The sequence below is a fragment of the Gracilibacillus oryzae genome, assembly GCF_009498735.1.
In the GTDB taxonomy this organism is placed as follows: Bacteria; Bacillota; Bacilli; order Bacillales; family Amphibacillaceae; genus Gracilibacillus; species Gracilibacillus oryzae.
This window is the reverse complement of record NZ_ML762435.1, coordinates 47,320-61,395: the sequence shown is the minus strand read 5'-3', so window position 1 is coordinate 61,395 and position 14,076 is coordinate 47,320. Positions and strand designations below refer to the sequence as shown.

At 40.0% G+C, this 14,076-nt stretch carries 14 protein-coding genes and 3 riboswitches; of the genes, 13 read left to right on the top strand and 1 reads right to left on the bottom strand.

Annotated elements, in window-relative coordinates:
• Positions 1-11: 11 nt before the first annotated feature.
• Positions 12-113: riboswitch (purine riboswitch) on the top strand.
• Between the two features lie 101 nt (positions 114-214).
• The gene (guaA, locus tag F9U64_RS14625; protein WP_407647331.1) at positions 215-1,735 is read left to right on the top strand and encodes a glutamine-hydrolyzing GMP synthase; all 1,521 of its coding nucleotides are present in this window, start codon (positions 215-217) and stop codon (positions 1,733-1,735) included.
• A 265-nt stretch (positions 1,736-2,000) separates the two neighbouring features.
• A riboswitch (purine riboswitch) is annotated at positions 2,001-2,103 on the top strand.
• 116 nt (positions 2,104-2,219) lie between these two features.
• Positions 2,220-3,524: an NCS2 family permease gene (locus F9U64_RS14620; RefSeq protein WP_153405123.1), complete on the top strand. Its 1,305-nt coding sequence runs from the start codon at positions 2,220-2,222 to the stop codon at positions 3,522-3,524.
• A gap of 30 nt (positions 3,525-3,554) precedes the next feature.
• Here F9U64_RS14620 and F9U64_RS14615 read toward each other — a convergent pair whose 3' ends face one another.
• Positions 3,555-3,983, bottom strand: coding sequence for an Hsp20/alpha crystallin family protein (locus F9U64_RS14615; protein WP_153405121.1), 429 nt, complete (start codon positions 3,981-3,983; stop codon positions 3,555-3,557).
• A 349-nt stretch (positions 3,984-4,332) separates the two neighbouring features.
• Here F9U64_RS14615 and F9U64_RS14610 point away from each other — a divergent pair, with 349 nt between their 5' ends.
• The 11 genes from F9U64_RS14610 (at position 4,333) to purF (ending at position 14,039) form a co-directional block, all read left to right on the top strand.
• Positions 4,333-4,521 (top strand): hypothetical protein, encoded by a 189-nt coding sequence (locus tag F9U64_RS14610; RefSeq protein ID WP_153405119.1) that lies wholly within the window; start codon positions 4,333-4,335, stop codon positions 4,519-4,521.
• A gap of 207 nt (positions 4,522-4,728) precedes the next feature.
• Positions 4,729-5,325 carry a DUF2179 domain-containing protein gene (locus F9U64_RS14605; protein ID WP_153405116.1) on the top strand — a complete coding sequence of 199 codons (597 nt, stop codon included), beginning with the start codon at positions 4,729-4,731 and terminating at the stop codon, positions 5,323-5,325.
• Complete coding sequence (locus F9U64_RS14600) at positions 5,303-5,488, top strand: NETI motif-containing protein (protein ID WP_153405113.1); 186 nt, start codon at positions 5,303-5,305, stop codon at positions 5,486-5,488. The genes F9U64_RS14605 and F9U64_RS14600 overlap by 23 nt, the downstream gene beginning before the upstream one ends.
• Positions 5,489-5,571: 83 nt before the next feature.
• A riboswitch (purine riboswitch) is annotated at positions 5,572-5,670 on the top strand.
• Positions 5,671-5,867: 197 nt separating this feature from the next.
• Positions 5,868-6,359, top strand: coding sequence for a 5-(carboxyamino)imidazole ribonucleotide mutase (gene purE / locus F9U64_RS14595; protein WP_153405110.1), 492 nt, complete (start codon positions 5,868-5,870; stop codon positions 6,357-6,359).
• Positions 6,346-7,476 (top strand): 5-(carboxyamino)imidazole ribonucleotide synthase, encoded by a 1,131-nt coding sequence (purK, locus tag F9U64_RS14590; RefSeq protein WP_153405107.1) that lies wholly within the window; start codon positions 6,346-6,348, stop codon positions 7,474-7,476. Before purE ends, purK begins: the two co-directional genes overlap by 14 nt.
• A gap of 13 nt (positions 7,477-7,489) precedes the next feature.
• Complete coding sequence (gene purB / locus F9U64_RS14585; RefSeq protein WP_153405103.1) at positions 7,490-8,785, top strand: adenylosuccinate lyase; 1,296 nt, start codon at positions 7,490-7,492, stop codon at positions 8,783-8,785.
• Between the two features lie 12 nt (positions 8,786-8,797).
• Positions 8,798-9,508: a phosphoribosylaminoimidazolesuccinocarboxamide synthase gene (purC, locus tag F9U64_RS14580; RefSeq protein WP_153405100.1), complete on the top strand. Its 711-nt coding sequence runs from the start codon at positions 8,798-8,800 to the stop codon at positions 9,506-9,508.
• Entirely contained in the window at positions 9,508-9,759 is a 252-nt protein-coding gene (purS, locus tag F9U64_RS14575; protein ID WP_153405097.1) for a phosphoribosylformylglycinamidine synthase subunit PurS, read from the top strand. Before purC ends, purS begins: the two co-directional genes overlap by 1 nt.
• Complete coding sequence (gene purQ / locus F9U64_RS14570; protein ID WP_153405094.1) at positions 9,756-10,439, top strand: phosphoribosylformylglycinamidine synthase subunit PurQ; 684 nt, start codon at positions 9,756-9,758, stop codon at positions 10,437-10,439. The genes purS and purQ overlap by 4 nt, the downstream gene beginning before the upstream one ends.
• Entirely contained in the window at positions 10,423-12,651 is a 2,229-nt protein-coding gene (purL, locus tag F9U64_RS14565) for a phosphoribosylformylglycinamidine synthase subunit PurL (protein ID WP_153405091.1), read from the top strand. The genes purQ and purL overlap by 17 nt, the downstream gene beginning before the upstream one ends.
• Entirely contained in the window at positions 12,627-14,039 is a 1,413-nt protein-coding gene (purF, locus tag F9U64_RS14560; RefSeq protein ID WP_153405089.1) for an amidophosphoribosyltransferase, read from the top strand. The genes purL and purF overlap by 25 nt, the downstream gene beginning before the upstream one ends.
• The last annotated feature ends 37 nt before the right edge of the window (positions 14,040-14,076 follow it).

Genomic DNA, 14,076 nt, shown 5'->3' with positions numbered 1-14,076 from the left:
AGAATAAGATGAAATTATCATCTGTTGACCTTCATATAAGTTTGGGAATAGGGCCCAGATGTATCTACCTGAACACCTTAAATGTTCGGTCTATGAGGGTGGGGGTCTATCGTGATTTCTGCCTTTCTTTCTGACAAGCTTTTGAAAAAGAAAGGCAGTTTTTCTGTTTTAGTGACATAAAAAGGAGTGGACAATCTTGGAAGTAAACAATGAAATGATTTTAGTGCTCGATTTTGGAAGTCAATATAACCAATTAATCACTCGCCGTATCCGCGAGTTTGGTGTATACAGTGAACTGCATTCTCACCGCTTAACAGTGGAAGAAATTAAGGAAATGAACCCGAAAGGAATTATTCTTTCAGGTGGTCCTCATAGTGTCTATGGAGAAAACAGTTTCCGTTGTGATGAAAGAATTTTTGATCTGGAGATTCCTGTACTGGGAATCTGTTACGGAATGCAATTAATGACACATCACTTTGGCGGTGTCGTAGAACGTGCGAATGAGCGTGAATATGGAAAAGCAGAAATTGATGTAAAAGAGGGTACGATTTTATTTGAGGGAACACCAGAGAAGCAGGTTGTCTGGATGAGTCATAGTGATAAAATCATTCAAGCTCCAGCTGGATTCCAGATTGAAGCGACAAGCTCATCAACACCAGTTGCAGCAATGAGCAATCCTGATAAGCAATTTTACGGAGTGCAATTCCACCCTGAAGTTCGTAACTCAGAATATGGAAATGATTTGTTGAAAAATTTCGTCTTCAATGTGAGTAAATGTTCTGGTGATTGGACAATGGCGAACTTCATTGATATGGAAGTGGAAAAGATCAGAGAACAAGTCGGTGACCGCAATGTGCTTTGTGCATTAAGCGGCGGGGTTGATTCTTCTGTTGTTGCTGCCCTTATCCATAAAGCGATTGGTGACCAATTAACATGTATTTTTGTTGACCATGGTCTGCTTCGGAAAAATGAAGGAGATACGGTTATGGAGACATTCCGTGATGAGTTCCATATGAATATTATCAGAGTGGATGCAGAGGAACGTTTCTTGAGTAAGTTAAAAGGTGTGTCAGATCCTGAGCAGAAACGTAAAATCATTGGTAATGAATTTATCTATGTATTTGATGATGAAGCAGCGAAATTAGAGAATATGGATTTTCTTGCACAAGGAACACTTTATACAGATATCGTGGAAAGTGGGACAGAAACTGCACAGACGATCAAATCACACCATAATGTTGGTGGACTTCCAGAAGATATGGAGTTCCAATTGATCGAGCCACTAAACACATTGTTTAAAGATGAAGTTCGTGCTTTAGGTACAGAACTAGGTTTACCTGACGAAATCGTTTGGCGCCAACCATTCCCAGGCCCAGGTTTAGGAATTCGTGTACTTGGTGAAATCACGCCGGAAAAAGTGGAAATTGTTCGTGAATCTGATGCTATTCTAAGAGAAGAAATTAGCAAAGCTGGACTTGATCGTGATATTTGGCAGTATTTCACGGTATTACCTGATATCCGCAGTGTTGGGGTAATGGGTGACACAAGAACATATGATTATGCGATTGGTATCCGTGCTGTAACATCGATTGATGGGATGACATCTGACTGGGCACGTATTCCATGGGATGTATTAGAAAAAATCTCGGTTCGTTTAGTAAATGAAGTCGACCATATTAACCGTGTGCTGTATGATGTGACAAGTAAGCCGCCAGCTACGATTGAGTGGGAATAAGAGAAGGGAAAACCCAAAAACATGGAATGATAATGTTTTTGGGTTTTTTATTTTGAAAAGCGGTGGAGGTTTCTTAGATAAGTCTTTTAAACACTTTCCATATATCTTGTAATAATTGTATTTAAAGGTATCCGAAGAAGGTTCGACAAAAGTATGTGAGATAATTTGCCAAGATGTCGAACGTTAATTGGCGATTTTATAAAAACATTCGGATTTGCTATTGACTATTTTCTCACAGCCTAGTATGATATTAATGAAATTATTAATATTATTATTTACCATCCGTCGTATAATGTTGGGAATATGGCCCAAGAGTCTCTACCGGAGCACCATTAATTGCTCTGACTACGAGGAGGAGATATTTTCTGTCCGCAATTTTTTGCGTTCAGTGCAATATCTCTGAATTGTATGAGAGACTCCTTTAGCTGCTATGGTTAAAGGAGTTTTTCTTACTTCTGGTATGAAAAGAAGGGGAGATAATAAAATGAAGAAGTTCTTCGAATTTGATAAACTTGGTACAAATTATCGAAAAGAATCAGTTGCAGGTCTTACCACATTTCTTGCAATGGCGTATATTTTATTTGTTAATCCATCCATGCTTGCCGAAACAGGAATGGACCAAGGTGCAGTATTTGTTGCAACAGCATTAGCAGCAGCGATCGGTACATTATTAATGGGCTTGCTTGCGAATTATCCAATTGCTCTTGCACCAGGGATGGGATTAAATGCTTTCTTTACGTATACAGTCGTAATTGTGAATGGGATCCCTTGGGAAACAGCTTTAGCGGGTGTGTTAGTTTCAGGATTAATCTTTATTATTTTAACATTTACAGGTGTTCGCGAATATATCATTAATGCAATTCCTGCCACATTAAAAATGGCGGTAGGGGCAGGGATCGGTCTTTTTATTGCATTTATCGGTTTCCAAAATGCAGATATTATTGTGCCAGATGACAGTACGCTTGTTGCATTAGGAGATGTAACAGCAGGACCTACTTTACTGGCGATTATTGGAATTGTCGTTACAGTTGTCTTAATCGGTTTAGGTGTTAAGGGTGGCGTATTTTATGGAATGATTATTACGGCAATTGTTGGAATGTTCTTTAATCAGGTACCTGTGCCGCAAGGATTGGATGATGTCTTTAGTGCAGCACCTAGTCTTGCGCCGACATTTGGAGCAGCATTCTCACATTTCGGTGAAGTATTCACAGGACAAATGTTAATTGTTATCTTAACTTTCTTGTTTGTTGACTTTTTTGATACAGCAGGAACGTTAGTTGCAGTAGCATCGAAAGCAGGTTTAATGAAAGATAATAAACTGCCAAAAGCAGGTAAAGCATTATTTGCTGACTCAGCAGCAACAGTAGTAGGAGCAACTTTAGGAACTTCTACCACAACATCTTATGTGGAATCAGCAACAGGTGTTGGAGCAGGAGGGCGTTCAGGATTTGCTTCTGTTATCACGGCACTATTATTCTTGCTAGCGATCTTTTTCTCGCCACTTCTTAATATTGTCACACCATCAGTAACTGCGCCGGCATTGATTATCGTCGGGATCATGATGGCATCATCATTAAAAGACATTCCATGGGATCAGTTCGAGATTGCCGTACCTGCCTTTTTAACGATTATTATCATGCCATTAGCATATAGTATTGCAACAGGTATTGCGATCGGCTTTATCTTCTATCCTATTATGCTATTAGCAAAAGGCAGAGCGAAAGAAGTCAACCCAATTATGTGGGTGTTAGCAGTGCTGTTTATTCTATATTTGGGATTTGTACATTAAAAAAAGAGCCAGGTAAATTTGCCTGGCTCTTTATTCTTCTATTTCATAATTGATTTGCTTCAATTTCTTTCTATTCCCACTTAATTTAAACAATTGAATTCTCATTACTCCATGTTTCAAAACAGCCGACACTTTATCTTTTCGTACAGTACAAGGTAATTCAACTCTTCTGGAAAAGTCCCCTTGCAAGATTTCCTGCTTCAACAGCTTTCCGCCTTGCTGTACTGGAAAAGTTTCCCCTTTTAATTCCAATACATTGTCATCTAAGTAAATGTTCACATTTTTCCGATCACTAACTCCTGGTAAATTCACATAGACAATGATTTCATTGTCTAATTCATACAGATTAATCGCAGGAATTGGCGGTTTTACGATATGTTCAAAATCATTCCAAAAGTTTCCGCCGAAAAACTGATCCAAGTTATTTTTCCAATCATGCATTTGCTGAAAAGGATCCATTCTCACCCCTCCTTATATGTAGGTAAGTTTCAATTTAATATATGTTGAGATCTGCTAACCGTGAAAGTATGTTCCAATCATTTTGTGACAATGCTCACAGGTAGTCAAAAGGAACTATCTTATAATAGTTGAATAGTCATGTATAAGCGACAGTATAAATAAGGAGTGATTTTAATGACGTTACTTTTCAGAAAAAAGAGTATGGAAACTAATAAAACTTCTGGACAAATGGTTTCAGTAGAAGGTACAGGGGAACAAATACAGCATTTCATTCTAATGTTACAGATTACCGAAACTGATTTAAAATCGGTTCGTCTAGTGGATGACCTATATTCCAGGAATTCGAGAAATGGATACCTATCAGCAAATAGAACAATTATTGAACAATTTCTATTCATTAATAGAAGAAATAAACAATAGTCTTCGTTATAATGATGAAAAAGTGCCATTAGAAAAACTCCATAAAATAACCGATGATATTATTAAACAGTTGAAACAGCTTCATATAGAATATGAAAAGAAAGTCTTCCACTTATAGAAATCATGCACTATAGTTTGCCAAGCTTTCCCCAGTTTTCCTTATTCAATCTATAATTCATGTTTACCTTCTTTATAACAGGGCAGATTATAAAAGTAGTTGCTTATTTTTTTGCTAGTATCGGTCAATTTTGTATGGTAAAATGAGACGGCGAAAAGCAAGGAATTCCCACTGATTAAATAATAGGGGAAGCTGGGAGGGGAAGTTTTGTTAGAAAATGCATTTGTCATGGTTGTCATTATCATGGCAATTAATATAGTGTATGTCTCGCTTTCTACATTAAGAGTTATCTTAACACTAAAGGGCAGAAGATATATTGCCGCTGTTATTGGAACAGTGGAAATTGTTATATATACAGTAGGATTAGGGATAGTGTTAGATAACCTGGGAGAGATTCAGAACATAGTGGCATATGGACTTGGATATGGGATAGGTGTTATTGTAGGATCTATGATAGAGGAAAAACTTGCCTTAGGGTATATAACAGTTAATGTGATCTCCTCCAATCCTGATATCTCTTTCACACGGCAATTAAGGGACAAAGGATATGGTGTCACAAGCTGGTATGCTTATGGAATGGATGGTGACAGATTGTCCATGCAGATCTTATCACCAAGAAAATATGAATTGCATTTATATGAAACGATTAAGTCAATTGATCCTAAAGCCTTTATTATTGCCTATGAACCGAAGCAGATACATGGCGGTTTCTGGGTGAAGAAGGTGAAGAAAGGAAAGATTATTAAAAGTGTCGAAAAAGAAGAACAAAAGCGGGCAGCAGATGAAGAAAGTTTTCCAAGTTGAGAAAAATGAAACAATTGATGACTGTTTAAACAGAATAAAACAGGAAGGCTATCAACCGGTAAGAAGGATAGAGAAACCTGTTTTTGAAGAGACAGATAATGGAATAGAGCCAGCCGAACAGAATATTCAATTTGAAGCGATTTTATTAAAACACGAACGTTAAATTAGTTTATTAATTTAACGTTCGATTTTTTATTGACAAAAATGATGGCTGCTTGTTATCATAGAAGTGCAGTTAAGTAATCTAACAATTAAAAATAATATCCTCATATAATTTGGGAATAAGGCCCAGCAGTTTCTACCTGTCACCGTAAATGATGGACTATGAGGGAAGATGTAACTTGTAACTTTCTAACTCTATAATCATCGGGTGAATACGAAAATTGTGAAAACTTTTTCGATATATCTCCTGAAAAGAGATTATAGATAGAAAGGTTGAGTATACGATTATGAAAAACCTATTCATCTTCTCTTATAATAATGGAGATTGGATAGGTTTTTATTTTTTTCATACATTTAATATAGAAGAAAGAGGGGAAACAATGGCACAAGTTGGGGTAATAATGGGAAGCATTTCAGATTGGGAGACAATGAAACATGCTTGTGACATATTAGATGAGTTTGGTATCGAATATGAAAAGGAAGTCATTTCTGCACATAGAACGCCTGAGGACATGTTCCAATATGCAGAACAAGCAAGAAAGAAAGGTTTGAAAGTTATTATTGCGGGAGCAGGCGGTGCAGCACATTTGCCTGGAATGGTTGCAGCGAAGACAACATTACCTGTCATTGGTGTTCCTGTTCAGACAAGAAGCTTAAATGGACTTGATTCCCTTTTATCCATTGTGCAAATGCCTGGTGGTGTCCCTGTTGCAACAGTAGCAATTGGCAACGCCGGGGCAAAAAATGCAGGCATCCTGGCAGCACAAATGATCGGAGCCTTTGATGAAAAAGTTGCGGAGACTTTGGCCAGTTATCAACAGCAAATGCGGGAGAAAGTAGCAGAAATGAGGGAAGATCTTGCAGAACAATAAATTATTATTCGGATCTACGATTGGAATTATTGGCGGTGGACAATTAGGGCGAATGATGACAACTGCAGCAAAGCATATGGGTTACAGAGTGATTGTTCTCGACCCGACGCCGGACTGCCCGACAGCACAAGTAGCAGATGATCAGATTGTTGCTGCATATGACGACCTTGATGCTGTTAAGCAGCTTAGTGAAAGATCAGATGTTGTCACATATGAATTCGAGAATGTTGACCTGACAGCAGCTCAAATCCTTGAAGATAAAGGGATATTACCTCAGGGAGCCAATTCATTGAAAGTAACCCAGGATCGTGAATTAGAGAAGAAGGCAATGGTCGAAAGCAGCCAGCCTGTTGCTGAATTTGCGATTGTAACCTCAGAACAGGAATTAAAGGATGCTGCCAACAAAATCGGCTATCCATCTGTTGCGAAAACTTGCCGTGGCGGTTATGACGGCAAAGGTCAGGTGAAACTGACAAATGAATCTGATTTGCAGGAAGCAGCAGAGATGCTTGAATCAGCAGACAGGTTGATTATAGAAAAATGGGTTCCATTTGATAAAGAAATCTCGATTGTTTTCACAAGATCAGCAGCAGGGGAGATCAGTTATTTTCCAGTAGCTGAAAACATTCATCGTGACCATATTTTACATGCAACCATTGCACCAGCTCGCGTTTCTGAAAGCATTGCAGCAAAGGCAAAGCAAGCAGCCAAAGCAATCGCAGAGACAATCGGTGTTGTTGGCACATTTGCAATTGAAATGTTCGTAACTGGTGAGGAAATCTTAATCAATGAACTAGCACCTCGCCCGCATAACTCGGGACATTATACGATCGAAGCATGCAATGTCTCCCAATTTGAACAGCACATTCGCGCGATTTGCGGATTGCCGCTTGCACCAGTATTTTCTCATGGCGGTGCCGTGATGTTTAACTTGTTAGGAAAAGATGTGGAGCCGTTTTTCACCAGACTGGATGAAGTCGGAACAGCACACCTTCATATGTACGGAAAAGAAGAAAACAAGCCATTAAGAAAAATGGGGCATGCTACTTTTATTGGGGACAATGCCATTAACATATATCATGATTTAGTAGAAAAAAAGATAATCGAAGAAAATTAGGAGGCACAATTAAATGATTGAACGTTATACAAGAGAAGAAATGGGCAAGATCTGGACAGAGGAAAATCGCTTTAATGCATGGCTGGAAGTAGAAATACTGGCATGTGAAGCATGGAGTGAGCTTGGTGTCATTCCAAAAGAAGATGTAAAGAAATTACGTGAGAATGCATCTTTCAATATTGATCGTATTTTGGAAATCGAACAAGAGACTCGCCATGATGTTGTCGCATTTACTCGCGCCGTATCGGAAACTTTAGGTGATGAGAAAAAGTGGGTTCACTACGGCTTAACGTCAACAGATGTTGTCGATACAGCTCTTTCTTATATGCTGAAACAAGCGAATGTGATCATCCGCCGTGATATCGTTAATTTTATTGATATTTTAAAAGACAAAGCAATTGAGCATAAACATACGGTAATGATGGGACGTACACATGGTGTCCATGCAGAACCGACAACATTTGGTTTAAAAATGGCATTATGGTATGAAGAAATGAAACGTAACCTCGAACGCTTTGATGCAGCGTCAAAAGTGATTGAAACAGGAAAGCTTTCCGGTGCTGTTGGAACATATGCGAACATTGAGCCATTTGTAGAAGAATTCGTTTGTGAAAAGTTAGGCTTGCAGGCAGCTCCTGTATCGACGCAAACATTACAGCGTGACCGTCATGCCCAATACTTGTCAACACTTGCCCTGATCGCTAGTTCCATCGAAAAATTTGCGACAGAAGTTCGTGGTCTGCAAAAAACAGAAACTCGTGAAGTGGAAGAATTTTTTGCAAAAGGACAAAAAGGTTCATCAGCAATGCCGCACAAACGTAACCCAATCGGATCTGAGAACATGACAGGTATGGCTCGTGTGATCCGTGGCTATATGGTAACAGCCTATGAAAATGTTTCTTTATGGCATGAACGTGATATTTCCCACTCTTCAGCAGAGCGTGTGATTTTGCCAGATGCGACTATCGCACTTAATTATATGTTAAATCGTTTCAGTAATATCGTGAAGAACCTGACAGTATTCCCTGAGAATATGAAACGCAATATTGATCGTACGTATGGCGTTATTTTCTCTCAGCGTGTATTGCTTTCACTTATTGATCAGGGCATGAGCCGTGAAGAAGCTTATGATATGGTACAGCCGAATGCAATGAAAGCATGGGAAACGGCGACACCATTCCGTGAATTGATCGAACAGGAAGATCGGATTACAAGCACGTTAACGAAAGAACAGATCGATGATTGCTTCGATTACACATACCATTTAAAAAATGTTGATCAAATTTTCAAAAAAATCGGTTTAGCATAAGGAGTGTTTGAGATGAAGGACAAGCTGTTATATGAAGGAAAAGCGAAACAGGTTTTTACAGTACAGGATGATGAGCAGCTGCTTGTACTTTCCTATAAAAATGATGCGACTGCTTTTAATGGAGAGAAGAAAGCTCAATTTGAAGGAAAAGGTCGTTACAATAATTTGATTTCCGCCAAAGTGTTTGAATATCTGCACAAAAATGGTGTGAACAGTCATTTTAAAAAAGCACTAAATGAGACAGAACAGCTTGTTGAGAAAACAACGATTATCCCGCTTGAAGTTGTTGTGCGCAATGTGGCTGCTGGAAGTATTGTAAAAAGAATCGGGATTGAAGAGAAATCAGTCTTCAATCCGCCGCTTGTGGAACTTTTCTATAAAAAAGATGAACTTGGTGATCCATTGATTAATGATGCGCATGCATTGATCTTATCTGATGCAACAGAAGAAGATCTTGCGCAAATTAAACAAATGGCACTTCAGGTAAATGAAAAATTGCAAGCTTTTTTCAAAGACATCAATTTGCAGCTTGTTGACTTCAAACTCGAATTCGGACGCAATGCATCAGGGGAGATCGTTCTGTCAGATGAAGTGAGCCCAGATACTTGCAGATTATGGGATCTTTCGACAGGTGAGAAGATGGATAAAGACGTGTTCCGCCAGGACTTAGGCGATTTAGTAACAGTATATGACAATATTTTAACAAGACTGGAGGCATTATAATGAAATTAGTAAAAGTGCATGTAACATTAAAAGAGGGTGTCCTTGATCCACAAGGAAAAGCTGTGCAAGGATCTTTAAACAGATTAGGCTATGAATTTGTTCAGGAAGTGCGTGTTGGGAAATATTTGGAGCTGACGGTAGAAGATGATGCCAATATTGAACAAAAGATTGAGGAAATTTGCAATAAACTATTAGCCAATCCAGTCATTGAAAACTATGAATATACAGTGGAGGAGGGTGTTACTCAGTGAAGTTTGCTGTTGTAGTATTCCCAGGCTCTAACTGTGATCGTGATATGTATTATGCTGCGAAAGAAGCCCTTGGCGAAGAAGCAGATATGTTATGGTATAAAGATGCCAATTTAGACGGATATGACGCCATCCTTATCCCGGGCGGATTCTCTTATGGTGACTATTTACGCTGTGGGGCAATTGCATCTACTTCCAAAGTTGTCGAACAATTGCGTGAGAAAGCAGAAGCTGGAGTGCCGATTCTCGGCGTTTGTAACGGGTTCCAGATTTTAGTGGAATCAGGCCTTTTGCCAGGTGCATTAATGCGTAATAAAAATTTAAAATTCATGTGCCATTTTGAAGATTTAGTTGTCGAAAACAATGAAACTATCTTCACATCAAACTATGAAAAAGGCGAAGTAATCTCTATTCCTATCGCCCATATGGAAGGAAACTATTATTGTGATGAAGAAACGCTTGCTAGTTTAAGAGACAATAATCAGATCGTTTTCACCTATAAAAACAATCCTAATGGTTCTGCTGCAGATATTGCCGGTGTTACTAATGAGCGTGGCAATGTACTTGGAATGATGCCACACCCTGAACGTGCGGTTGAGGCGATTTTAAACAGTGCGGACGGATTAAAGCTATTTCAATCAATGTTAAAAAACTGGAGGGAAACATATGTTGCAGGCGCCTGAGATTACACCAGAAATGGTAGAACAAGATAAAGTCTATCGTGAAATGGGTTTAACAGATAAAGAGTATGACATGATTAAAGACATTATGGGTCGTCGCCCGAATTTCACTGAGATTGGTATTTTCTCTGTTATGTGGTCAGAGCATTGCAGTTACAAAACATCAAAGCCGCTACTGAAAAAGTTTCCGACAGAAGGAAAGCAGGTAGTTCAGGGACCTGGTGAAGGTGCAGGTGTTGTTGATATTGGTGATGGGCAAGGGGTTGTTTTCAAAGTAGAAAGTCACAACCACCCATCAGCAGTAGAACCATACCAAGGTGCTGCAACAGGTGTCGGCGGGATTATCCGTGATGTATTCTCAATGGGTGCTCGCCCGATTGCATCATTAAATTCTTTAAGATTCGGTAATTTAACAACAGATCGTGTGAAGTATTTATTTGAAGAAGTTGTTCACGGGATTGCAGGCTATGGTAACTGTGTTGGTGTCCCAACAGTCGGCGGAGAAGTTCAATTTGATGATTCTTATGAAGGCAACCCATTAGTCAATGCAATGTGTGTTGGATTGATTGATACGAAAGATATTCAAAAAGGTATTGCTTCAGGGCTGGGCAATACAATCATGTATGTTGGTTCCAAAACAGGCCGTGATGGTATTCATGGGGCAACTTTTGCTTCAGAGGATTTATCAGAAGAGACAGAAAGCAAACGATCCAACGTCCAAGTTGGGGACCCTTTTATGGAAAAACTCTTGATTGAAGCATGTTTAGAAGTGATTCATTCTCCTGCTTTAGTTGGAATTCAGGATATGGGTGCAGCTGGTCTTACTTCATCTGCGAGTGAGATGGCAAGTAAAGCTGGCATGGGAATGGAAATGAATTTAGATGATATTCCTCAGCGTGAGGCAAATATGACAGCATATGAAATGATGCTTTCTGAATCACAAGAGCGTATGCTTCTATGTGTGAAAAAAGGGGAAGAACAGGAAATTATCGATATTTTCCGAAAATATAATCTGGAAGCTGTAGCTGTTGGAACAGTTACGGACGATAAACGTTTCCGCCTGCTGCACAAAGGCGAAGTTGTTGCAGATATTCCTGTGGACAGCTTGGCAGAAGATGCACCAATTTTCCATAAAGAATCAAAAGTGCCAGCATTTTATGAAGAATATCAAAACATGCCAGCATATGCTCCGAATGTAACGGGTCATGCTGATATGTTGAAGAAATTGCTGCAGCAGCCGACAATTGCAAGCAAGGAATATGTTTATGATCAATATGATTCCATGGTACAGGCAAATACAGTATTCTCACCAGGTTCTGATGCGGCGGTTCTTCGCGTGCGCGGCTATGACAAAGCACTTGCGATGACAATTGACTGTAACTCCCGCTACATTCATTTAGATCCGGAAGTTGGCGGTCAGATCGCGGTAGCAGAAGCAGCTCGTAATATTGTCGCATCTGGTGCGAAACCTTTGGCAATCACAGATGGTTTGAATTTTGGTAACCCGGATAAACCAGAGAACTTCTGGCAAATGGAGAAAAGTGTTGATGGTATGAGTGCAGCCTGCCTAAAGCTTGATACACCTGTTATCAGTGGAAATGTTTCTTTATATAATGAGTCAAATGGTCAGGCAATTTTCCCAACACCGATTGTAGGGATGGTTGGATTGCATGAGTCAGTTTCCCATATTACTCCATCTCATTTCCAAAATGAAGGTGATGCGATTTACGTAATTGGTGAAACAGCTGCGGAATTCGGCGGCAGTGAATTACAGAATGTGTTGGAAGGACGTTATTTCGGAAAAGCACCAGCGATTGATTTAGAGGTGGAAGCAAAACGTCAGAGCGAGTTGTTAGAAGCGATTCGCTCAGGACTTGTCGTTTCTGCACATGATATTTCTGAAGGCGGACTTGCTGTTGCTGTAGCGGAAAGCTTGTTTACTGGAAAAGGTTTTGGAGCGAACATCGCTGTGGAAGGCGAACTTACAGCAGCATTATTCAGTGAATCGCAATCACGTTTTGTTGTATCTGTAAAAGAAGCTGACCGTCAGGCATTTGAACAAGCGGTGGAAAATGCTCATTATCTTGGCACAGTGTCGAATCAAGGCAAATTAGTTGTTTCCAATGGAACAGAAGAAGTCATCAATGAAGAGATTGAGGCATTACAACAGTTGTGGAGAGGAGCTATCCCGTGCTTGCTGAAATCAAAGGCTTAAATGAAGAATGTGGCGTATTTGCGATCTGGGGACATGAAAAAGCGGCCGAAATGACCTATTACGGCCTTCATGCCCTCCAGCATCGCGGGCAGGAAGGTGCAGGTATTGTAACAACAGATGGTGAAAAGCTTAATCTGCATAAAGGTGTTGGCCTTGTAAATGATGTGTTTTCAGAAGCAGAGTTTTCCAGACTAAAAGGTCATGCAGCTATCGGTCACGTTCGTTATGCAACACAGGGTGGCGGCGGCTATGAGAATGTTCAGCCACTGGTTTTCCGTTCACAGAAAAACAGTATGGCACTTGCTCACAATGGTAATCTTGTCAATGCTCATGCATTAAAAGGACAGTTAGAGGCGCAAGGCAGTATTTTTCAAACAACTTCAGATACAGAAGTAATCGCCCATCTTGTAAAGCGAAGTGGTCATCTTCCAATTGAACAAGCAATCAGTTCAGCACTGAGTATGATAAAAGGTGCTTATGCTTTCGCTGTTTTAACAGAAGATCAGCTTTTTATCGGGCTGGATCCACGCGGGCTTCGTCCATTATCGATCGGTCGTCTTGGTGATGCTTATGTTTTCGCATCAGAAACTTGTGCCTTTGACTTAATAGGCGCAACGTATGAACGTGAAGTGCGTCCTGGTGAATTAATTGCGATTGATGAAGATGGACTTCGGACATCCCAGTTTACCTCACCACTGCAGCGTACATTATGCTCGATGGAATATGTGTATTTTTCACGGCCAGACAGTGATTTGAACGAATTGAATGTTCATGCAAGCAGGAAAACAATGGGGAAACAGTTGGCTGAAGAAGCGCCTGTTATTGCAGATGTAGTCACAGGAGTTCCTGATTCCAGTATCTCTGCAGCAATTGGATTTTCTGAAGAGACAGGTATTCCTTACGAGCTTGGTTTGATTAAGAATCGCTATGTCGGGCGTACATTTATCCAGCCTTCCCAGGAATTAAGGGAACAAGGGGTAAAAATGAAGCTGTCAGCTGTGCGCGGAATTGTGGAAGGAAAGCGTGTCGTAATGGTAGATGATTCGATCGTACGTGGAACAACCAGTCGCCGGATCGTTCGTTTACTGAAAGAAGCTGGTGCAACAGAAGTCCATGTCAGAATCGCGTCACCGCCAATCCAGAATCCTTGCTATTATGGGATCGACACCTCAACAAAAGGGGAATTGATTGCATCAAGCAATACAGTCGAAGAAATTCGTGAAATTATCGGTGCAGATAGTTTGGCATTTCTATCAACAGAAGGCTTGGAAAAATCAATTGTCGCTGATCGTGATGTGAATGACCATGGGGTGTGCCAGGCATGTTTTACAGGAAACTATCCAACGGAGATTTACCCAGATACAGTGATTCCTGCTTATAAAGATTAAAGTGATCGGCAAATAAGAAAAAGGTGCCGCAAAATGT